Here is a 22,115-nt window from a genome sequence, read left to right on the forward strand (position 1 = left end):
TGAACAACTCTTCAAGCAGAACTATGCTAACCGGGTCATAATTTTAATACGTTTTGGAAACTAATCCCGGGATGCCTTACAAACAAAAAAGTTTGCATCATTTTGATCATGATATATTGTTGAAATCAAAATATACCTTACTTCCAATTTAGTTGTCAAAATCGTACCTTTGCAACTTTGCCTAATTTGATGATAAATTTTGAGGAGAATATTGAAGTTAAGGGAGTTCGGGTTCACAATTTAAAAAATATAGATGTAACCATCCCAAGAGAAAAACTGGTAGTAATTACCGGACTTTCCGGCAGTGGAAAATCCTCCTTGGCTTTTGACACCATCTACGCCGAAGGCCAACGTCGTTATATTGAAACCTTTTCTGCCTATGCAAGGCAATTTTTAGGAGGTCTTGAACGTCCTGATGTAGATAAAATTGACGGTCTTTCCCCTGTAATAGCGATAGAACAGAAAACCACTTCCAAATCACCGCGTTCTACTGTTGGAACCATTACCGAAGTCTACGATTTTCTCAGATTATTATATGCACGGGCCTCGGATGCCTATAGCTATAATACTGGTGAAAAAATGGTCAGTTACAGTGATGATAAGATCAGGGAGCTAATCAGCGAATCTTACTTCGGTAAGCGAATAAATATTTTAGCCCCGGTTATTAAGTCAAGAAAAGGACATTACCGGGAACTATTTGAACAAATTGGTAAGCAGGGCTTTGTAAAAGTAAGAGTAGACGGTCAGATTACAGATATTACTAAAGGGATGAAAGTAGATCGATATAAAACCCATGATATCGAAATCGTCATTGATCGCTTGGTTGTTGACGGAAATAGTAATCAGGACAAAAGACTTTCCGAGTCTATAAATACTGCGATGTATAGCGGTAACAATGTCTTAATGGTACTTGAAGAAGGAGAATCAGTCCCCAGGTATTTTAGCAGGGATCTGATGTGCCCAACAACCGGAATTTCATATCCCTCACCGGAACCCAATACATTTTCATTTAATTCTCCTAAGGGAATGTGTGTAAGCTGCAACGGGCTGGGCCATGTATATGAAGTGAATGAAAGCAAAATTTTTCCCAATAAAAAATTGTCCATTCAATCAGGTGGCATTGCGCCTTTAGGTGAGTACAAAAAGTCTTGGGCTTTTAAACAATTGGAAACTATTTCCAAACGCCATGAATTTGAGCTTACGGATCCAATTTCAAAAATTCCGGATGATGCCCTGAGTATTATCCTATATGGTGGCTCAGAGCAGTTTGAAATTGACTCCAAAACTTTGGGCGTAAAAAGACAGTACCATATTGATTATGAAGGTATTGCAAATTTTATCAAAAATCAGTATGAACAGGCGGATTCTACCTCAATAAAACGCTGGGCAAGAGATTTCATGGACAAAAAAACCTGTCCTACATGCAATGGAAGCAGGTTAAAAATAGAATCTCTCAATTACAAAATTGAGAATAAAAATATTGCAGACCTGTGTCAGCTTGATATCTCTGATCTGGCTCAATTTTTTGATCAGATTGAGGATAAATTACAGGGAAATCAAAGAAAGATTGCGGAAGAAATAATTAAGGAAATTAAATCCAGGATTAAGTTTTTATTGGATGTAGGACTTGATTATTTATCGCTCAACCGAAGTTCAAAATCCCTTTCAGGAGGTGAAGCGCAAAGAATACGTCTTGCAACGCAAATTGGTTCCCAGTTGGTCGGCGTGCTTTATATCCTTGATGAACCCAGTATAGGCTTGCACCAGAGGGACAATAATCGTCTCATTCAATCATTGGAATCACTGCGGGATATTGGCAATTCGGTAATCGTTGTTGAGCATGACCGTGACATGATTGAAAGTGCTGATCATGTAATTGATATTGGCCCTAAAGCAGGGAAACATGGAGGTGAAATAATTTCTCAGGGAACGCCTGCCGAGCTCATTGATCATCACACAGAAACCGCTCAATACATTACTGGTGAAAAAGAAATTCCTATTCCTGATAAAAGAAGGAAAGGGAATGGAAAAAAAATAATTTTAAGAGGTTGTACCGGAAATAATTTAAAGAATGTATCAGTGGAATTCCCTTTGGGAAAAATGATTTCCGTGACCGGTGTTTCGGGAAGTGGTAAATCCACGCTTATAAATGAAACGCTTTACCCTATTATGAATGCCCATTATTTCAATGGCGTAAAAAGACCCATGCCATACTCCGAAATTTCCGGGCTTGAACATATTGATAAGGTGATAGACATCAACCAATCTCCTATTGGAAGAACACCCAGGTCAAATCCGGCGACCTATACCGGGGTTTTTGGTGAAATACGTTCACTTTTTGCAAAAACCCCTGAAGCTGCAATACGTGGCTATAAACCGGGTCGGTTTAGTTTTAACGTAAAAGGAGGGAGATGTGAGACTTGTCAGGGTGGAGGTTTAAGGGTAATTGAGATGAACTTTCTGCCCGACGTATATGTGGAATGTGAAACATGTAATGGAAAACGATTTAACAGGGAGACCCTTGAAATAAGATATAAAGGACAGTCTATTGCCGATATTCTTGCCATGACCATTGATGAAGCCGTGATCTTTTTTGACCAGATACCAAAAATTTACAGAAAGTTAAAAACTATTCAAGATGTGGGACTTGGATATATCTCTCTGGGTCAGCAATCCACTACCCTATCAGGAGGTGAAGCACAGCGCGTAAAACTCGCAACTGAATTATCCAAGAGAGATACGGGAAATACTTTCTATATTCTTGACGAACCAACAACCGGACTTCATTTTGAGGATATTAGGGTACTCATGGAAGTTTTAAATAAATTAGTAGACAAAGGAAATACAGTTTTAGTAATAGAACACAACATGGATGTTATAAAAATGGCAGATTTTATAATTGATATTGGCTACGAAGGAGGTCGGGGAGGCGGCATGATTATTGCAAAAGGAACTCCGGAACAAGTTGCAAAAGACGACAAAAGTTATACTGCGTTTTACCTGAAGAAAGAATTAGCAGCAAAGAACTCAAAATTAAAGGTACGTACTTAAATGACCTGTTCAGTTTAGATTGGATTTAGTTGAAAAAAGACAAAAGATGAGAAAAGAAAAACACCATAAAGGATGGAATGAAATAAAAACCAATGACTCATGGGCTATTTTCAAAATTATGGGTGAATTTGTAAACGGTTTTGAAAAAATGAGTGCCATAGGGCCATGTGTTACGATTTTTGGTTCTGCAAGAACACCGGAAGATGCCAAATATTACGAACTTACCGTGAATGTTGCTAAAAAAGTATCCGAAGCAGGATATGGTATTATTACCGGTGGTGGACCAGGTATAATGGAAGCAGGTAACAAAGGGGCACATTTGGCAGGAGGTACCTCTGTTGGTCTCAATATAGAACTCCCTTTTGAACAAAATGATAACCCCTATATTGACGATGATAAAAGCCTTGATTTTGACTATTTCTTTGTTCGAAAGGTGATGTTTGTAAAATATTCCCAGGCATTTGTAGTCTTACCGGGCGGATTTGGCACCCTGGATGAACTCTTCGAAGCGGTTACCCTGATCCAGACAAAAAAAATAGGCAGATTTCCAATTATATTAGTAGGAAAGTCTTTTTGGAAAGACCTTTTAACATGGATTAAGGGCACTATGCTGAATGCCGGAAACATTAGCTCGTCTGACCTTGATCTCATACAAATTGTGGATACGGAAGATGAAGTTGTTGAGATTATTGATGCATTCTATAAAGGCCACACCCTGAGTCCAAATTTCTAAGTCAACGATGTTTCACAAGCGTATTTCAACTTTTTTAGTAGCTACCACCCTGTGCTTACTCATGGGGACAGCTTGTGTTTATGCACAACATAATAATAATCTTAAGGCTTCCCTGGAAGCCGAATCTAAAGAGTTAAATATCCAACAGGAATTTGAATATATAAATGATTCCAGAGATACCCTTGACGTCCTGTACTTTAATGATTGGGCAAATGCTTATTCCGATAAAAGTACTCCCCTCGCGAAGAGATTCGCCGAGGAATTTAGAAAAAGCCTGCATTTGGCCAAGGAAAAAGATCGCGGAAAGACAGAAATTTTCACTATTGTTGATGATGAATACCGGGCGGTCTCATGGGGGAGAACTTCAGGTCTGGACATCATCAAAATTGAACTTAATAGCCCTTTGGCGCCGGGTGCTTCTGCTAAATTATTTATTACCTATACTGTAAAGCTTCCGCCAAATAGATATACGCCTTATGGCTATAATAATGACGGGGGTTATTATTTAAAAGATTGGTACCTCACCCCTGCTGTTTATGATGGCGAATGGCAATTGTATTCAAATAAGAATCTTGAAGACCTGTATACAGACATTACGAATACCAACATTATCTTCAGTTATCCTGATTCTCTGTTTTTAGGCACAAACTTAAAAGAAGTAAATATTACTGGATTCCCCGGAAAACAGCAGGCTACACTTGAAGGTGTGAACAGAAAGAGTGGTTATATCATTCTTAATGCGGAAAAAAAATTTACAAAACATGTCACTCCGGAACTCATAGTGATTACGGATCTCAAGGCAACAAAATACGATGAAATTTCCCAGGGGGTTTCCATAAATAGAATTTCTCGGTTTATTCATAATAATCTGGGCGACTTTCCCTATGAACAACTGCTTGTTAGCGAAGTAGATTTTAATAAAAATCCAATATATGGTTTAAATCAACTGCCATCTTTTATACGCCCATATGAAAGGCAATTTCAGTTTGAAATGACCTTTATGAAAACTGCCCTCAATAGCTATATTAGAGAATCAATTTTCCTTAATCCAAGAAAGGAAAAATGGATAAACGATGCAGTTATCAATTATATGATGATCAAATTTGTGGAAGAGTATTATCCCGATCAGAAACTACTGGGTAAATTATCTAAAAGCTGGCTTATAAGAGGCTTTAAACTGGCTCAAATGGATTACAATGATCAATATGCCTTCCTGTACATGTTTACTGCAAGGAAAAATCTTGATCAGGCACTTACCACTCCTAATGACTCACTGATAAAATTTAATCAAAAAATAGCTAATACCTATAAAGCAGGACTAGGCCTGGCATATCTGGCAGATTACACCGGAATTGAAAATATAGATAAGGCTGTAAAGGAGTTTTATAAAAGGTACTCCTTAAAACCAGTGGTACCCTCTGATTTTGAAGGGATTCTAAAAAACCATTCTGAGAAAGATATCGATTGGTTTTTCAAAACCTATGTCCCTACTGATGAGCGTATTGATTTTAAAATTTCCAATGTAATTAAAACACAGGATTCTCTAACTGTTACCCTTAAGAATAAAACGGGTGCAGAAGTTCCAATATCACTTTTCGGATTAAGAAATGACACGGTGGTATCCAAATATTGGTTTACCGGGATAAAAGACGAAGAAACTATTACCATCCCACGGAATTTTGAAAAGAGACTGGTGCTTAATTATGACCAGACCATCCCTGAATTTAATCAGCGGGATAACTGGAAAAAGCTCAAGGGATTTTTCATTAGCAATAAGAAATTAAAATTTCAATTTTTTAAAGATGCTGAAGATCCTTATTACAACCAGATTTTTTATATGCCTACATTGGGTTTCAATATTTATGATGGCTTAACACCGGGGATTCGATTTACCAATAAGACTCTTTTGGAGCGACCTTTTGTATTTGATTTATCACCCGCTTACTCTTTTAATGAAAAATCATTAGTAGGTTCTGGCAGACTTAGCGTGCGGCATTATCACGGTAAAAGCGGATTTTATGTTACCAATTATCAGATAAGGGGATCTAGCTCTCATTTTCAAACAAATTCGCGCTACAGCACATTTACCCCTTCCGTGAGTTTTGGGTGGAGACCTGCTGACCTCATTTCTAATAAGCGACAAAGACTTACCCTGAGGTATGTCAATGTATTTAGAAATATTGATCCCAACCTGGATATAGAAACTGATCCGGATTACAGTGTGCTCAATGCAAGATATACCCATGAGAATAATGGGATCATTGATTATTTTAAGTGGTTTGCAGATGCTCAATATTCTAATGAATTCACGAAATTGGCTTTCAATTTGGAGTACAGGAAGCTATTTGTTAATAATACGCAATTCAATTTTAGACTATTTGCAGGAAAATTTCTGCGCAATAAAACAAGTGGAGACTATTTTAGCTTTGCACTGGACAGGCCAACGGATTATTTATTTGATTATAACTATTTAGGCAGGTCTGAAGATTCAGGAATATGGAGCCAACAATTAATTATAGCCGAAGGGGGCTTTAAATCCCAATTGGAAAATCCATTTTCAAACGATTGGATTACAACTGCCAATTCAAGTGTTAACATTTGGAAATGGGTAGAATTATACGGAGATATTGGATATATTAAAAACAAAAATCAATCTGGCAGATTTGTATATGATTCCGGTATCCGCCTAAATTTACTCACAGACTATTTTGAATTATACTTCCCTATATATTCCAACAATGGATGGGAAATTGCTCAACCCAATTACGCCGAACGGATTCGCTTCATAGTTACATTGAGCCCAAAAACACTATTAGGTCTTTTCACAAGGAAGTGGTTTTAGAAATTATACTATTCTTAGAAAATTTGTTATTTTTTACATTATTTATAATTTATTGTTGCTTTTGTATGGGTTTTTTGATTTATCATTAGTATAAAACCATTTTTTTTGATTGCAAAGATCATCTTGTTTTCATATTTTTGCAACAAATCTTTCCCTAATGAGTTTAAAATTGCAAACAAGTGATGACATTTCTTTTGAAGATTTTAGGGCACAGATTTTAACAGATTATGAAATTGCCGTTACCAGCCGGGAATGTAGTCTCTTAGGCCGAAGAGAAGTCTTAACCGGTAAAGCTAAGTTTGGAATTTTTGGTGACGGGAAGGAATTACCACAACTGGCAATGGCCAGATCTTTCCGTAATGGTGATTTTAGAAGCGGTTATTACAGAGATCAAACTTTTATGATGGCTTTGGGGCAATTAAGACCTAAAGATTTCTTTCATGGTCTTTACGCTACTACGGATATAGAGAAGGAACCGATGAGCGCCGGAAGGCAAATGGGAGGGCATTTTGGATCGTACAGTCTTAATCCTGACGGATCTTGGAAGGATCTTACGGCACAAAAGAATAGCAGTGCTGATATTTCTCCAACTGCCGGTCAGATGCCCCGACTTCTGGGATTGGCACAGGCATCGAAGATCTACCGTCATGTAAAAGGGATAGATTCTGATAAATTTTCCAACAACGGCGATGAAGTGGCCTGGGGTACAATTGGCAATGCCAGTACTTCTGAAGGTCATTTTTTTGAAACCTTTAATGCGGCAGGAGTTTTACAAGTACCTATGATCATAAGTGTATGGGATGATCAATACGGTATTTCTGTGCCAGCTAAATATCAAACAACTAAGGAGGATATTTCCGAAGTCCTGAAAGGATTTCAAAGAGATGAGCATAATAAGGGTTATGAAATCCTGAAAGTAAAAGGCTGGGATTATACGGCACTCATTCATGTTTATGAGAATGCTTCAGAATTGGCACGGGAGGAACATATTCCTGTATTAATCCATGTTACTGATTTAACACAACCCCAGGGTCATTCTACCTCCGGTTCGCAGGAACGATATAAAAGTGAGGAACGTCTGCTGTGGGAAAAAGAAAATGATTGTAATAAAAGATTCAGGGAATGGATACTCGAGAATAAAATCACCGACAATGAATCACTTACTGCTTTGGAATTAAAGATTAAAAAAGAAGTAAGAGCAGCGAAAAAAGAGGCATGGATAGAATTTTTAACTCCACATAGGGAAGCTAAAAAAGCCCTGATAAATTTATTGGATAAATTAGCTCTAAGCAGTCCTAACAGGGCGTTTATTACAAAAATAAAGAATGACCTGATTGCAGTTGAAGAACCACTAAAGAAAGATTTGGCTAAGAATTCAAGAAAGGCCCTGCGTTATGTTCTCGGTGAAAGTTCAAATGAAAAAACGGCATTGCTAAAATGGCTGGAAAATTTCCTACAAGATTCACAAACGAAATTCAGCTCGCACCTCTACAGTGAATTACCCAATAAAGCTACAAGTATTAAGGAAATAAAGCCCGTTTATAACGATAATTCGGTAATGGTAGATGGCCGAGTAATTTTACGTGATAATTTTGATAATCTTTTTGCAAAATATCCGGAGGTCCTGATTTTTGGAGAAGATAGTGGAGCTATTGGCGATGTAAACCAGGGACTGGAAGGCCTCCAGGAGAAATATGGCGAAATGCGTATTGCTGATACCGGGATACGTGAAACAACAATTATAGGACAAGGAATTGGTTTAGCCCTCAGAGGTCTCAGACCTATAGCCGAAATTCAATATCTCGATTATTTATTATATGGTTTACAAACCCTGAGTGATGACCTGGCCACATTGCTTTATCGTACAGTGGGTAAACAAAAGGCGCCACTGATTATCCGGACCAGAGGACATCGATTAGAAGGTATCTGGCATTCAGGTTCTCAAATGGGGGGCATTATTCATTTCCTAAGGGGGATGTATGTCTTGGTCCCAAGGAATATGACCAAAGCGGCTGGCTTTTATAATACCCTGATGAAGAGCGATGAACCGGCAATAATAATTGAAAGTTTAAATGGTTACAGGCTTAAAGAAGACAAGCCAGATAACCTTGGTGACATCTGTACGCCTATCGGAGTGGTTGAAGTTGTAAAAGGAGGTTCAGATATTACCCTTTTATCGTACGGTTCTACTCTGAGAATTGTTCAAAATACAGCCGAGGAACTAAAAGAAGTTGGTATTGATGCCGAAGTAATTGATGCGCAGTCACTTCTTCCTTTCGACCTTACCAATGGGGTAAAGCAAAGTGTTGAAAAAACGAATAGGTTACTAATTATTGATGAAGATGTACCAGGAGGATGTTCGGCTTATCTTATGCAGGACATTATTGAACGACAGGGAGCTTACCAATATCTTGACAGCCCGCCTCAAACCTTAACGGCAAAAGCTCATAGACCGGCTTATGCTTCAGATGGGGACTATTTCTCTAAGCCTAATGCAGAAGATATATTTGAAAAGGTATATGAAATTATGCATGAGGCAAATCCCGCGGAATACCCTAAACTACGTTAGTTCAATTTTTTAGCGATTCCATTTTCCAAGAGTTTTATCTTTTATTACTTACAAATGCCAATGTTACTCAACACATGGCTTATAAACTTATGCCATTAATCCTTTTACATTTTTTATTAGGTAAATTAGTGTTCGGAAATAATTAAATTTAAAACATGAAATCACTATGCACTATCATCATCTGCCTGGTAACGGGGTGGACTTTACTTTCACAGCCAAAAGTAGCCATCTCTGATTTTGAAAACCTGGATAACAGTAAATGGAGCGGAAATCTGATGTACATAAATTATGGTGATGGGTCCAAGGTTTTGATCAGGACCGCTATGCAAATTTCTATTAAAGGGAATAAGATATTAATGGATATCGAATATCCCGATGAACCTAAGGCAAATTCTAAAGAAAACATTAGAATAACAAAGGCTGGATCTTATTTAGGGAATGAGGAACTTATTGACAAGGATTATGATAACGGGGTATTGACCTTAGTTACCAGGTTTAAAGGGAAGGATAACAACAAAAAAGCAGTGATGTATAAAACTTATTCCATTAGCGAAGAGGCATATGTGGTTGAAAAGAAAGTTCAGTATATGGATACGGAGGAGCGTATTTTAAGAAACAGATACAACTATACACGCTCTAATTAGTCTGAAAAAAAAATTAATTCTTCCGCAACCAATGAACCTGCCTTCAGTATTAAAAAAATACTATTCCCTGGATAATGCAATGATCACTCCAATGGAAGGCTATGCGAGTTCTAATTTCAGAATTGAACTCAAGGAGCATACCTATGTCTTAAAGGTATATGAGAAAACCAGGAAGAATGAATCTGTCTTAAAAGCAGAGAATACTATTCTTGAAATACTCTCAAAACTAGCGGATTACGAATTCCCAAACCCTATTAAATCGATTGATGGAAAATTTTTGGAATCTGATGAAAACTCAATCTATAGACTTTTAAGCTTTATTGAGGGGGATTTTCTGATTGATATCCGTCATAGTGATACGTTACTTTCTTCGTTCGGAACGTTTCTCGCACGTATGGATAAGGAACTGTCAAATCATTCAGACATTGTAGTCAATGGCATTCAGACCCAATGGGACCTAAAACATTTCAACCTTAATAAAAAATATATAGATTTTATTGAGAATCGAAATGACAAAAAACTGCTGTCTTATTTTTTCCTGCAATATGAAGAAATTGTAATACCTGAAGCGCATCGGCTAAGACAAAGTATTATCCATAATGACCCCAATGACCTTAATGTGCTTGCTGCAAATAATGAGATTGCAGGCATCATAGATTTTGGCGATATGTGCCACTCCTGGCTGATAAATGAGCTGGCCATTGCCCTGACTTATATAATGATGAATAAGGAGTCCCCGCTGGAATGTGCATTTCCGGTCATACAGGCCTATAACAAGGTGCTACCTTTAAAATTGTTGGAGTTGGATATATTGTATTATCTGGTGGCCGCCCGCCTGTGCACCAGTGTCTGCAATTCGGCTTACGCCAAAACAATAAAACCAAAATCCGACTATATTACCATAAGTGAAAAACCTGCCTGGGACTTGTTAAGGAGGTGGTTGCGGATAAATCCTCTTAAAGCTAGGGACCAATTTCGAAAAGCGGCAGGTTACAAAAGGCAACCGGAAAATATATTGGAAGAACAACTTACAAGAAGGAAAAAGCATCTGAGTACGTCACTTTCCCTGAGTTATAATAGGCCGATAGAAATGTATAAATCTGCATTTCAATATATGTATGACATTGATGGCAATACATATTTAGACGCCTATAATAATATTATGCTTGCCGGGCATTGTCATCCTATAGTGGTTAGGGCCGGACAAAGGACAATGGCCAGATTAAATACGAATACACGATATATCTACGAAGAACTTCTCTCCTATTCTGAAAAATTATTAGCAAAGTTCCCGGCAAAATTAAATAAGGTATTTTTTGTGAATTCAGGAAGTGCCGCGAGTGATCTTGCCTACAGAATGGCAACTACCTATACAAGAAAAAGAAAAATTATGGTCCTTGAACATGGCTATCATGGAAACACAGGAACCGGCATTGATATGAGTCATTATAAATATTCCTCAAAGGGTGGTGGCGGTGCCAAAGACCATATCCTGGAAGTGCAATTACCCAAGGTCTATGGTTCCGGGTTTTCGGATGAAGAGGAAGCAGCAAACCACTTTTCCGCTTTGGCCATTGAGCAAATAACGAGGAACAATAATGAAATAGCCGCCTTTATTGCTGAACCTATAGTTGGTTGTGGAGGGCAGGTGCCATTGCCTGTTGGTTATTTGGAAAGGATCTATCCAAAAATCAGGTCACAGGGGGGGGTATGCATAAGCGATGAAGTACAAGTTGGGTTCGGTAGATTGGGTAAAAACTTTTGGGGATATGAATTTTACAATGTGGTTCCCGATATGATAATTTTGGGAAAACCTATGGGTAACGGCCACCCTATTGGTGCGGTGGTCACTACAACTGAAATTGCTTCGAGTTTTGAAACTGGTCCGGAGTTTTTTAGTTCTTTCGGGGGAAACCCTGTATCCTGTGCCATAGGTAACGCGGTTTTAGATGTTATTGAATCTGAAGGCTTGCAGGAACATGCCCAGGAAGTAGGGTCGTACTTAAAAAAATGTTTAACGGAATTACAAAAAGAATATCCTGAAATAGGAGATATAAGAGGGCATGGCCTTTTTATAGGGGTTGAAATTACAGATAAGGAAGGGAACCCTAATACCAATCTTGCTGTGAACCTTGTAAATGCATTACGTGAAAATTTCATTCTTACAAGTACTGACGGACCATTTAATAACGTTATTAAAATTAAACCCCCTCTCGCATTTACTGAAAATGATGCAAGCTTACTCTGCACTTCTATAGGACAAATTCTTAAGCATTTGATAAAAAGTTAGCGAAAAAAGCTTACTTTAGTTTTTCCAATCTTAGTAGAACATGACTCAAAAACTCAAAAATGATATTGGCCTGGCAATATTGCGCATTGTTACCTCCGCTTTTTTGCTCTCTCACGGTATTCCCAAATTACAAAAACTTTTAGCTGGTGATTTTGAATTCTCTGATCCCATCGGGATAGGAGCTACCCCTTCTCTTTTTTTGGCCGTAGTTGGAGAATTCCTTTGCCCTATACTTGTTCTAATTGGTTTTAAAACGAGATGGGCTTCCTTACCAATAATTATTACTATGGCTGTAGCGGCATTTATAGTTCATGGTGGAGATCCTTTTGGAAAGAAAGAATTAGCACTGATTTACCTGATGTGTTATGTTGTTATTATGTTTATGGGGCCGGGAAGTTACAGCATCGACAAAAAATAGGAGTTCTAAATAATCTTGACCAGTAGCTCTTTCAATAGATCAGATTGGGTACTATTGTACGCACCAACCCCTTTTCCTTTTAAGTCCATTTCCCTCAAATAACTAATAATACGGCTTACCCGTTTCATGGGATAATTTCGGGAAGCTACCTGATACTCTCCCACAAAATATGGGTTGATTCTTAAGGCTGAAGCCACATTTTTGGGCGAATGATCAGATAGACCGTGGTACTGCAGTAATTGCGTAAAAAAAGTATGTAATAAGCTTACAGTCACAACGAATGGATTATCCCTGGGGTTCTGCGAGAAATAATTTATAATCCTTGTCGCTTTTACAATATTTCTTTCTCCTATAGCTTTTTTTAATTCAAAATTGTTGTAGTCCTTACTTATACCGATATGTCTTTCAATTAGATCAGGGGTTATTTCCGTGTTTTTAGGAAGTACTAATTGTAACTTTTCTAATTCATTATTAATCCTGCTCAGGTCTGTCCCAAGATATTCAACCAATAGTACAGAGGCTTTATGTGAAATTGTATATCCCTTATTCTTTAAGGTTAGCCTAATCCAATCGGATACCTGATTATCATAAAGCTTTTTACTTTCAAAAATAATATGATGGTTATTCCGAAGTGTTTTATGTAATTTCTTGCGCTTGTCCAATTTTTTGTATTTATAACAGAAAACCAGCACGGTAGACGTTTGTGGATTCTCGGCATAAGAACATAATCCCTCTATAGTTCTGGACAAATGTTGTGCCTCCTTCACAATTACGACCTGCCTTTCGGACATCATTGGATACCTCTTTGCGTTGGCCAACACTTGTTCAAGGGAGACTTCTTTTCCATATAAAACCATTTGATTAAAGCCTTTCTCCTCGTCCGTAAGGATACTATCCCCTATGAATTCGGCAATCTTATCAATAAAATAAGGTTCATCCCCCATTAAAAAATATATTGGGCTTATAATACCGTTACGGATGTTATTTACAATCTGCTTTACTTCTTCCATCCAAAAAAAATTACCAAATTTGTTTCATGCTATCTTTAAACTTTCCCAGCTATCATTTCAGAATCAAAAGTAGCGAAAATAAGCAGCAGATTTTTGATGTAATACGGAAAAAGTTTGTAAGCCTGCAACCCGAAGAATGGGTACGCCAGCATACAATACACTATTTATTAAAAGATAAGAAGTATCCGGAATCTTTAATTAATGTTGAGAAGACCTTAACCATTAATGGTTTACGAAAAAGATATGATATTGTTGTTTTTAACTCAGACGGGAGTATCAGGATTCTGGTTGAGTGCAAATCTCCCCAGGTTAATATTTCACAACTAGTATTTGATCAGATTGCACGTTATAACCTGAAAATGAATGCTGAGTACCTGATGGTAACTAATGGTTTAGATCATTTTTATTGTATAATGAATTATGAAGAAGAAAAATATTCTTTTTTAAAGCATATTCCTGATTTTAGGCTTTAATTTGCAACCGTTTTGAAAATTGCCATCGTCATATTGAATTGGAATGGAGAAGCGCTCCTGGAACGGTACCTGCCCCTGGTAGTAAAATATTCGGGGAACGCAGATATTTATGTAGCCGATAATGCTTCAACAGATGACTCTGTAGCCTTTGTCCGAAATAACTTTCCAAATGTAAACATCATTCAAAATAGTTCAAACGGCGGATTTGCTAAAGGCTATAACGACGCTTTAGAGCAAATTGATGCAGACATTTTTTGTCTCTTGAATTCTGATGTTGAAGTGACAAAGGATTGGTTGAAGCCGATCAAAGAGACATTTATTAAATACCCCGACGCGGCAATAATTCAACCTAAAATTCTTGATCTATTACGCCGGGATTATTTTGAATATGCAGGAGCTGCAGGTGGTTTTTTAGACCAATTTGGCTACCCATTTTGCAGGGGTAGAATTTTTCAAGCGATTGAAAAGGATGAAGGGCAGTATGACGAAACTACAGAAATCTTTTGGGCAACCGGGGCATGCATGTTTATACGAAGCGAAGTTTTTCAAAACCTTGGTGGTTTTGATGAAGAATATTTTGCGCATCAGGAAGAAGTGGATCTTTGCTGGCGCGCCCAAAATAAAAGATTAAAAGTGTTTTACGTTGGAGCATCTCATGTTTTCCATCTGGGTGGCTCTACACTTAGTAACATGAATCCGAAAAAAACCTTTTTGAATTTTAGAAATTCCCTTTATTCCATTACCAAAAACCTTCCCCGAAGAAGAGCATTCCCTATAATATTACTTCGTCTTCTACTTGATGGTATTGCGGCTTTTCGATTTATATTTCAACTTAAACCAGATCATTGCCTTGCCATTATTAAAGCTCATTTAAGCTATTATCGCAATTTTCGCATGATTTACAGGAAAAGGGAAAAAAACAATTTTATCAAAAAGTATTACATTACAAAATCCATTGTGTGGTCTTATTTCGTAGATCAGGTAAAGAATTTTAACATTTTAGTAAAAGATTAACTAATTTAGAGAAATCAAAGGAATTCAAATGTTCTAATTTTACAAGAAATTAGTGCGAACATCATTTAAACAAACTATTAATTTTATATAAACATTATTATGAAAAAAATTTTTGTAGGCTTTTTAGGAATGGCGATACTACTATCATCATGTGTATCCCAAAAAAAATACGCCGAATTAGAAACTAAGCAAAAAGAAACCCAGGATTTATTAAATTCTGCCACGGTTAAGTTGAATAGCTGCCTTGAAGAAAAGGCAACGGCAGATGCGAGATTGAAAACTTTGGAAGATCAAAATGCATTTCTTAAGGCAAATAATCAGGAACTTATTAATAACATGGGTAATTTAACCACCCTAACTGCCAAGGGTGCTGAAAACCTTGAGAAATCTTTGGAAAGTCTTCAGGAGAAAGATTTGACCATTCGGAAATTACAAAATGCGATTACGAGAAGAGATTCTGTAAACCTTGCATTGGTTCAAAGTCTTAAAGGTGTTCTTGGTAATTTAGATGACCAGGATATTGAGATCAATGTAGAAAAAGGTGTGGTTTTTATTTCAATTTCGGACAAATTATTATTTAGCAGCGGTAGCTATAACGTAACGGCAAGAGCTAAAGAAATTTTAGGAAAAGTTGCACAGGTTGTAAACAACAAACCCGATTTTGAGTTTATGGTAGAAGGACATACCGATGATGTTCCTTATAGAAAAGGAGTCTTATTAGACAATTGGGATTTAAGTGTAAAAAGGTCTACAGCCGTGGTTCGTATATTACAAAATGATTACGGGGTAGATCCTAAAAGAATGACTGCAGCCGGCAGATCACAATATATTCCTGTTTCTCAGACTGATAAATCTAAAAACAGAAGGACTAGAATTGTTGTTCTTCCAAAAATTGATCAGTTCTACAGTATGATTGAAGAAGGAATGAAAGATCCTGCCATAAACGACTAAATTCAAATGAGTACATAAAAAAAACCGCGATTAATAATCGCGGTTTTTTTTTATATAATATCCGGGTCTCCTTTACCCACCCTAATAACTTCCGGTTCGTCCAAAGAAAGGTCTATAACCGTAGATCCTATATTACCTCCGTATCCGCCATCTATAACTATATCTACTAAGTTGTGCCACTTTTCATAAATTAATTCCGGATCTGTCGTGTATTCCAAAAGCTCATCTTCATCCCGAATAGATGTTGATACAATTGGATTCCCTAATGCTTCAACCAAAGCCCTTGCAATATTATTGTCCGGAATTCGGATCCCTACCGTTTTTCTTTTTTTAAAATCCCTGGGTAATCTGCTACTTCCGGGCAATACAAAGGTATAAGGGCCGGGAAGAGCTCGCTTGAGTATTTTAAAAGTCGGACTGTCCAATTGTCTGACATAGTCAGAAAGATTGCTGAGATCTGCACACACAAATGACCAATAAGCCTTCTGTAGTTTTATTCCTTTTATGCGCGCTATCTTTTCCAAGGCCTTGGTATTGGTAATATCACAACCCAGGCCATAAACAGTATCTGTGGGATATATGATTAACCCCCCCTTCTTCAAAACAGAAACCACCTTGCTTATTGCCTTTGGGTTAGGGTTTTCTTCGTATATCTTAATAAATTCAGCCATTTAGTAATTAAATATAAGTAGCGATCTCAGGTAGATGAGACCAAAGCAATTTTATGTTCTGCCAGATCGCAATTAAGAACTACAAGTATTATCTGTTAATATTCTTTAACCGAATTTTCCAGGGGCCCTATATAGTTAGGTTTTGTATACTATTTAACCTGATAAACCCTTACATAATCAACCTCCATGACCGCTGGGAATATTTCGTCATCAATTCCTTCTATTCCTCCCCAGTCTCCACCGACGGCAATGTTCATTAGGAAATAAAAACTTCCTGAAAACGGCCAGTTTTCAGCATTGGTAATAGCCGGTTTTGGAAATGTCAACTGTATATTATCGATGTCGTCCAAATAAAATTTTATGTATTTGTTGGTCCATAAAATTCCGTAATTATGAAATTCTTCTTCTATGGATTCAAGAGCAACGGGACCTGAAGTAATTTGAGTCCCATTCCTGTGATTATTGGCGGTGCTATGAATAGAAAAATGCGTCTGATTGGGTTCAAAACTTACATATTCCATGATATCAATTTCACCACAAGCGGGCCAGCCTACTGTATTTATGTTACTACCAAGCATCCACAAAGCGGGCCAAAGGCCATCGCCTTTATGTTCAGGAATTTTTGCCCTGATCTCCATCCTTCCATAAATGAAATCTGTAGTACTGTTTAACCTTGAAGAGGTGTACTCAAAAGTCCCCGGTGCAATTTGTATTCTTTTTGCTATTATTTTTAAAGTCCCGTCACTTACTTCAACATTTTCGTTTGCCACATAGTTTTGCCTTTCATTATTTCCCCAGCCATGGTCTCCCGTTTCAAAAACCCAGTTTTCTTCAGACAGGGTATTCCCATCAAATTCATCTTGCCAAACAAGAGTAGCATTATCCCAATAATCCGCAGCATTAACATCTGGCAGACCACTCGTATCCGATGATTCCGGCGGATCGCTCTGTATATCTTCCTGTGGACTACTGGACGAGCAGCCCAATAGGAATGCTGAACATAAAAAAATGAGACTTTTATTCATAATTGGAACTTATTGTAACTACAGGTTAAACTAACACGAAAATTTCACATTCAAACAGCATGTAAAAATAAAAAAAATAACTAGTCTGTCATTTGGGTTATGTACCCATCAGGTACTAAGGATTTCCAATTTAGCAAATCGAAGAAGTAATTTCTTTATATCTCCCTTTTCAAATTGAATTTCCGCCTTTTTATCATTGCCTGCCCCTTCAATACGCAATACCTTGCCACGTCCAAAACGAGTATGATTTACCAATGCTCCTTCAGTTAAATTCGGATCTATTTTATTGGTGTTGCCAATTGGGTTTGCCAATTCAGGTTTAAGCCTGCGAAGTTTTCTCAATTGATCTTTATTGGGTCTTCCAAGTATTGGGGGTGTTCCATTCTCAGGTTTAACCTGCCTTAATTTAGACTTATCAACTTCGCCAAAAATATCCGTGTTTACCAAGGGTTTAAATCGATAGGTATCCACGGGGGTCAGGTTCTCAATATACTTCTCCTCTACCTCTTCAATAAAACGGCTGGGTTCAGCATCAATTAATTTACCCCAGCGATATCTGTTTTGCGTATAGGTGAGATAAGCCTGTTCTTCGGCACGGGTTAATGCAACATAAAAAAGTCTACGTTCCTCCTCCAGTTCACTTCGTGTGTTCATGCTCATTGCCGACGGAAAAAGATCTTCCTCCATCCCAACGATGTAAACAAAAGGGAATTCCAGGCCCTTCGCCAGGTGTATGGTCATTAGTGCCACACGGTCATGGTCGCCTGTGTCCTTATCCAGATCAGTCGCCAGAGCAACATCTTCAAGAAATTCAGTGAGATCACCCTTGGCGTCTGCCAGTTCTTTTTGCCCTTCCACAAAATCCTTAATACCATTCAGTAATTCTTCTATGTTCTCCATTCGCGCAATTCCCTCCGGAGTGCCATCTTTCTTAAACTCTAATAAAATTCCCGTTTTTTTAGCGACGTGTTCGGCTAGTGTAAATGCATCGGCATTGGCATTCATTATCTGAAAACTCTTGATCATAGTTACAAAATCTTCCAGTTTTCTTTTAGTTCCGGCATTTATCTTTAAATCTATTCTGTCCAAATTTTCCATTACCTCAAAGATTGACCTTGAGTAATGATTTGCAGCAACTGTAAGCTTATCTACCGTAGTCTGACCTATACCCCGAGTAGGAAAGTTTATTACTCTTTTTAATGCCTCCTCATCCTTTGGATTAATTATCAATCTCAAATAAGACAACAAATCCTTGATCTCTTTTCGCTGATAAAAAGAAAGGCCACCATAAATTCTATAAGGGATGTCTCTTTTTCTTAAAGCATCTTCTATAGCGCGAGATTGCGAATTTGTACGATACAAAACAGCAAAATCCATATTTGATCGCTGATGTTGCATCTTGTTTTCAAATATTGAGCCGGCTACATATCTGCCTTCCTCAGCATCCGTTGGACTTCTGTGAAGCTTTATTCTCGTGCCTTCATCATTGGCCGTCCAGACAACTTTTTCCAATTGATTTTTATTCTTAGCAATTATGGAATTAGCGGCATTAACAATATTCTTGGTAGAGCGATAATTTTGTTCTAACCTGTATACCGCAACATCGTCATAGTCGCGTTGGAAATTCAAAATATTGGTAATATTAGCGCCTCTGAAAGAATAAATGCTTTGAGCGTCATCACCAACTACACAAATATTCTGAAACCGGTCTGCCAATGCTTTTACAATGAGATATTGAGAGTGATTGGTATCCTGATACTCATCAACAAGGATATATCGGAACCTTTCCTGATATTTCATCAATACCTCAGGAAAACGACTTAATAATTCGTTAGTGCGCAGAAGTAAATCATCAAAATCCATGGCACCCGCTTTAAAACACCGGTCTACATAATTCTGATAAATATCTCCCAACCTTGGTCTTTTAGACATGGCATCAGCCTCCATTAATTCAGGATTTTGAAAATAGGCCTTTACGGTAATTAAGCTATTTTTATAGGATGAAATGCGGTTCTGAATTTGCTTGTATTTATAAATGTCCTTATCCAAACCCATCTCCTTAATAATGGAAGAAATTAGCCGTTGCGAATCCTGGGTGTCATAAATGGTATAATTACTGGGATACCCCAACTTATCACCATCAAAGCGCAATAAACGTGCAAAAACGGAATGGAATGTCCCCATCCAAAGGTTCTTTGCTTCTGAACCTCCCACAATATCAGCGATCCTCTTTTTCATTTCCCGTGCAGCTTTATTCGTGAAAGTAAGTGCCAGAATATTAAATGGATCAACACCTTGATTCATTAAATGAGCAATCCTGTAAGTTAAAACCCTGGTTTTACCGGAGCCTGCTCCTGCAATCACCATTAGGGGCCCTTCCTTGTGTAAAACAGGTCCTTTTTGCGCGTCATTTAAATCATCCAAAAATGAATTCAAGTCTTAGGTATTTAACAGGGTGAATTTAGCCATAATTAACCTCATGAAAAAGTTACAAACCATTATTTATGAACTTTGATTTCGTATTAGCTTCAATTTGAATATATTTAGAACCTTTATTGAACCATATGACTAAATATGAATTACTTTTCTTCTCCTTATTTCTTCTTTTAGGATTTACTTTTTCGCATTCACAATCAAAAGAATCTGGTCCGGTAATAATGGGGTTTGGCGAAGTCTGGACTATTGAAAACGTTGATTTTATTACAGATATTAACAAGGAATACAAGGTTGTTTTTGATATAATGAATTCTGCTGATGAACCAGATGAGCTGAATAAAAGCATTGAAACTGCAGCGCGTTTTTTAAATATGCACGCCCAGAGCGGTGTACCGGTTAGTAATCTGAAAGTTGCACTGGTGGTTCATAACATGGCGTCCAAGGACTTACTACTAAATTCGGCATATAAAAGCCGGTTTAAAACAAATAACCCCAACCTGGAATTAATAGAAAAACTTATTAAGGCCGACGTCGAGATTATCTTTTGCGGACAATCCTCATTGTCCCGAAATATGCCAATTACCGAAACAATAACAGGTGTTAAGTTATCTCTTTCTGCTATGACTGCCTTAATTGGACTACAGGATGACGGATATCAACTAATTAAATTTTAAAACAGAACCTATGAAAAAATTAATATTGGTAACAGCAATTCTTTTCGGAAGCATGACTATGGCGCAAGAGCTGAACCTAACTAATGATTATGAGCTTATAGAAAATAAGGTCATTGAATGGAGGAGAGATATTCATCAAAATCCTGAATTATCCAATAGGGAATTTAAGACGGCGGAAAAAATAGCCGCACATTTAAAGTCATTAGGAATGGAGGTTCAAACCGGAGTGGCTCATACTGGAGTGGTAGGTGTTCTAAAGGGCAAACAACCGGGAAAAGTGGTAGCACTAAGGGCAGATATTGATGCTTTACCGGTAACTGAACGAAATGATCTCGAATTCAGGTCTAAGGTTACTTCTGAATTTCTTGGAGAAAAGGTAGGTGTTATGCACGCCTGTGGCCATGATACACATACGGCAATTTTAATGGGTGTTGCAGAAGTGCTGTCTAAAAACAAGGATAAAATAAAAGGTACGGTAAAATTTATATTTCAACCCGCAGAAGAAGGACCACCTCCCGGGGAAGAAGGCGGCGCACTGCTCATGGTTAAAGAAGGAGTGTTAAAAAATCCGGATGTAGACGCAATTTTCGGATTACATATAAATTCTCAAACCCCTGTTGGTGTTATTCGCTATAAATCCGGAGGTACCATGGCAGCAGCACAACGATTTGTTATCACCGTGAAAGGAAAACAATCACATGGCTCACAACCCTGGTCCGGTGTAGATCCGATTCTTATTAGTGCGAAAATAATAGATGGATTACAAACCATAATTAGCAGAGAATCTGAGCTTACGAAGGAAGCTGCAGTCATTACTGTAGGTAAAATTACAAGTGGTGTCAGATTTAATATTATTCCTGAAAGCGCTGAAATGATCGGTACAATCAGGACATTGGATTATGATATGCAAGAAATGATTAGTCAGAGGATGAAGGAAATGGTTCCCACTATAGCCAAAGCCTATGGGGGTGATGCATCTGTTGAGATTACTGCGACTACGGCTATAACTTATAATGATCCCGAACTCGTTGATCAAATGTTGCCAACCATGCGAAGGGTAGCTGGGCAAGAAAATATTCAAACTCAAAATGCTGTAACCGGTGCAGAGGATTTTTCTTATTTTCAGGAGAAAGTACCTGGTTTTTACTTTTTTTTAGGTGGGATGACACCGGGAAATACGGAGTCTTTCCCGCACCATACCCCTGATTTTAAGATTGATGATAGTGGTTTGCTCCTCGGGGTGGAAACACTTACAGAAATGAGCCTGGACTTTTTAAATCGCTAATCATTTATTCTTTTTTCGTTTGCAACTCC

Annotated in this window: 16 protein-coding genes; 12 read left to right on the forward strand and 4 right to left on the reverse strand. The window is 37.7% G+C overall.

Annotation, left to right across the window (positions count from 1 at the left end):
• The first annotated feature begins 189 nt into the window (after positions 1 to 189).
• The 7 genes from uvrA to Q0X77_RS06690 all read left to right on the forward strand — a co-directional run bounded on the left by uvrA (position 190) and on the right by Q0X77_RS06690 (position 12,547).
• The gene (gene uvrA / locus Q0X77_RS06660; RefSeq protein ID WP_297794899.1) at positions 190 to 3,051 is read left to right on the forward strand and encodes an excinuclease ABC subunit UvrA; all 2,862 of its coding nucleotides are present in this window, start codon (positions 190 to 192) and stop codon (positions 3,049 to 3,051) included.
• A gap of 46 nt (positions 3,052 to 3,097) precedes the next feature.
• Positions 3,098 to 3,784, forward strand: a complete 687-nt coding sequence (locus Q0X77_RS06665) for a TIGR00730 family Rossman fold protein (protein WP_297794902.1) — start codon at positions 3,098 to 3,100, stop codon at positions 3,782 to 3,784.
• A 7-nt stretch (positions 3,785 to 3,791) separates the two neighbouring features.
• Positions 3,792 to 6,626 carry a metalloprotease gene (locus Q0X77_RS06670; protein ID WP_297794905.1) on the forward strand — a complete coding sequence of 945 codons (2,835 nt, stop codon included), beginning with the start codon at positions 3,792 to 3,794 and terminating at the stop codon, positions 6,624 to 6,626.
• Between the two features lie 157 nt (positions 6,627 to 6,783).
• Complete coding sequence (locus Q0X77_RS06675; protein ID WP_297794908.1) at positions 6,784 to 9,195, forward strand: thiamine pyrophosphate-dependent enzyme; 2,412 nt, start codon at positions 6,784 to 6,786, stop codon at positions 9,193 to 9,195.
• A 155-nt stretch (positions 9,196 to 9,350) separates the two neighbouring features.
• The gene (locus Q0X77_RS06680) at positions 9,351 to 9,839 is read left to right on the forward strand and encodes a hypothetical protein (RefSeq protein WP_297794912.1); all 489 of its coding nucleotides are present in this window, start codon (positions 9,351 to 9,353) and stop codon (positions 9,837 to 9,839) included.
• Positions 9,840 to 9,870: 31 nt separating this feature from the next.
• The gene (locus Q0X77_RS06685) at positions 9,871 to 12,129 is read left to right on the forward strand and encodes an aminotransferase class III-fold pyridoxal phosphate-dependent enzyme (protein ID WP_297794915.1); all 2,259 of its coding nucleotides are present in this window, start codon (positions 9,871 to 9,873) and stop codon (positions 12,127 to 12,129) included.
• A gap of 40 nt (positions 12,130 to 12,169) precedes the next feature.
• A complete protein-coding gene (locus Q0X77_RS06690; RefSeq protein ID WP_297794917.1) occupies positions 12,170 to 12,547 on the forward strand; it encodes a DoxX family protein in 378 nt (125 codons plus the stop codon).
• A 5-nt stretch (positions 12,548 to 12,552) separates the two neighbouring features.
• Here the strand turns inward: Q0X77_RS06690 and holA are convergent, their stop codons facing one another.
• Positions 12,553 to 13,557, reverse strand: a complete 1,005-nt coding sequence (gene holA / locus Q0X77_RS06695; RefSeq protein WP_297794920.1) for a DNA polymerase III subunit delta — start codon at positions 13,555 to 13,557, stop codon at positions 12,553 to 12,555.
• Positions 13,558 to 13,583: 26 nt separating this feature from the next.
• On the opposite strand from holA, the gene Q0X77_RS06700 reads away from it, so the two are divergent.
• The 3 genes from Q0X77_RS06700 to Q0X77_RS06710 all read left to right on the forward strand — a co-directional run bounded on the left by Q0X77_RS06700 (position 13,584) and on the right by Q0X77_RS06710 (position 15,995).
• Positions 13,584 to 14,030, forward strand: coding sequence for a type I restriction enzyme HsdR N-terminal domain-containing protein (locus Q0X77_RS06700; protein ID WP_297794923.1), 447 nt, complete (start codon positions 13,584 to 13,586; stop codon positions 14,028 to 14,030).
• 12 nt (positions 14,031 to 14,042) lie between these two features.
• Entirely contained in the window at positions 14,043 to 15,044 is a 1,002-nt protein-coding gene (locus Q0X77_RS06705; RefSeq protein WP_297794926.1) for a glycosyltransferase family 2 protein, read from the forward strand.
• A gap of 99 nt (positions 15,045 to 15,143) precedes the next feature.
• Positions 15,144 to 15,995 (forward strand): OmpA family protein, encoded by an 852-nt coding sequence (locus tag Q0X77_RS06710; protein WP_297794930.1) that lies wholly within the window; start codon positions 15,144 to 15,146, stop codon positions 15,993 to 15,995.
• Between the two features lie 50 nt (positions 15,996 to 16,045).
• Here the strand turns inward: Q0X77_RS06710 and Q0X77_RS06715 are convergent, their stop codons facing one another.
• The 3 genes from Q0X77_RS06715 to Q0X77_RS06725 all read right to left on the reverse strand — a co-directional run bounded on the left by Q0X77_RS06715 (position 16,046) and on the right by Q0X77_RS06725 (position 20,127).
• Entirely contained in the window at positions 16,046 to 16,666 is a 621-nt protein-coding gene (locus Q0X77_RS06715; RefSeq protein WP_297794933.1) for an L-threonylcarbamoyladenylate synthase, read from the reverse strand.
• A gap of 149 nt (positions 16,667 to 16,815) precedes the next feature.
• On the reverse strand, positions 16,816 to 17,691 hold the full coding sequence (locus tag Q0X77_RS06720; protein WP_297794937.1) for a glycoside hydrolase family 16 protein: 876 nt from the start codon (positions 17,689 to 17,691) through the stop codon (positions 16,816 to 16,818).
• Positions 17,692 to 17,799: 108 nt separating this feature from the next.
• Positions 17,800 to 20,127, reverse strand: a complete 2,328-nt coding sequence (locus Q0X77_RS06725) for an ATP-dependent helicase (protein WP_297794940.1) — start codon at positions 20,125 to 20,127, stop codon at positions 17,800 to 17,802.
• Between the two features lie 128 nt (positions 20,128 to 20,255).
• On the opposite strand from Q0X77_RS06725, the gene Q0X77_RS06730 reads away from it, so the two are divergent.
• Together Q0X77_RS06730 and Q0X77_RS06735 are read left to right on the forward strand one after the other, a co-directional pair.
• Positions 20,256 to 20,801, forward strand: a complete 546-nt coding sequence (locus Q0X77_RS06730) for a DsrE family protein (protein WP_297794943.1) — start codon at positions 20,256 to 20,258, stop codon at positions 20,799 to 20,801.
• Positions 20,802 to 20,811: 10 nt separating this feature from the next.
• The gene (locus tag Q0X77_RS06735; RefSeq protein WP_297794945.1) at positions 20,812 to 22,086 is read left to right on the forward strand and encodes an amidohydrolase; all 1,275 of its coding nucleotides are present in this window, start codon (positions 20,812 to 20,814) and stop codon (positions 22,084 to 22,086) included.
• Positions 22,087 to 22,115 lie beyond the last annotated feature (29 nt).

It is taken from the genome of uncultured Eudoraea sp., from assembly GCF_947258925.1.
In the GTDB taxonomy this organism is placed as follows: Bacteria; Bacteroidota; Bacteroidia; order Flavobacteriales; family Flavobacteriaceae; genus Eudoraea.

Coding starts and splice junctions, on each gene's coding strand:
- Q0X77_RS06730 (WP_297794943.1), top strand. CDS start 20,256: ATGACTAAATATGAATTACTTTTCTTCTCCTTATTTCTTCTTTTAGGA.
- uvrA (WP_297794899.1), top strand. CDS start 190: ATGATAAATTTTGAGGAGAATATTGAAGTTAAGGGAGTTCGGGTTCAC.
- Q0X77_RS06675 (WP_297794908.1), top strand. CDS start 6,784: ATGAGTTTAAAATTGCAAACAAGTGATGACATTTCTTTTGAAGATTTT.
- Q0X77_RS06700 (WP_297794923.1), top strand. CDS start 13,584: ATGCTATCTTTAAACTTTCCCAGCTATCATTTCAGAATCAAAAGTAGC.
- Q0X77_RS06685 (WP_297794915.1), top strand. CDS start 9,871: ATGAACCTGCCTTCAGTATTAAAAAAATACTATTCCCTGGATAATGCA.
- holA (WP_297794920.1), bottom strand. CDS start 13,557: ATGGAAGAAGTAAAGCAGATTGTAAATAACATCCGTAACGGTATTATA.
- Q0X77_RS06715 (WP_297794933.1), bottom strand. CDS start 16,666: ATGGCTGAATTTATTAAGATATACGAAGAAAACCCTAACCCAAAGGCA.
- Q0X77_RS06710 (WP_297794930.1), top strand. CDS start 15,144: ATGAAAAAAATTTTTGTAGGCTTTTTAGGAATGGCGATACTACTATCA.
- Q0X77_RS06680 (WP_297794912.1), top strand. CDS start 9,351: ATGAAATCACTATGCACTATCATCATCTGCCTGGTAACGGGGTGGACT.
- Q0X77_RS06720 (WP_297794937.1), bottom strand. CDS start 17,691: ATGAATAAAAGTCTCATTTTTTTATGTTCAGCATTCCTATTGGGCTGC.
- Q0X77_RS06670 (WP_297794905.1), top strand. CDS start 3,792: ATGTTTCACAAGCGTATTTCAACTTTTTTAGTAGCTACCACCCTGTGC.
- Q0X77_RS06665 (WP_297794902.1), top strand. CDS start 3,098: ATGAGAAAAGAAAAACACCATAAAGGATGGAATGAAATAAAAACCAAT.
- Q0X77_RS06690 (WP_297794917.1), top strand. CDS start 12,170: ATGACTCAAAAACTCAAAAATGATATTGGCCTGGCAATATTGCGCATT.
- Q0X77_RS06735 (WP_297794945.1), top strand. CDS start 20,812: ATGAAAAAATTAATATTGGTAACAGCAATTCTTTTCGGAAGCATGACT.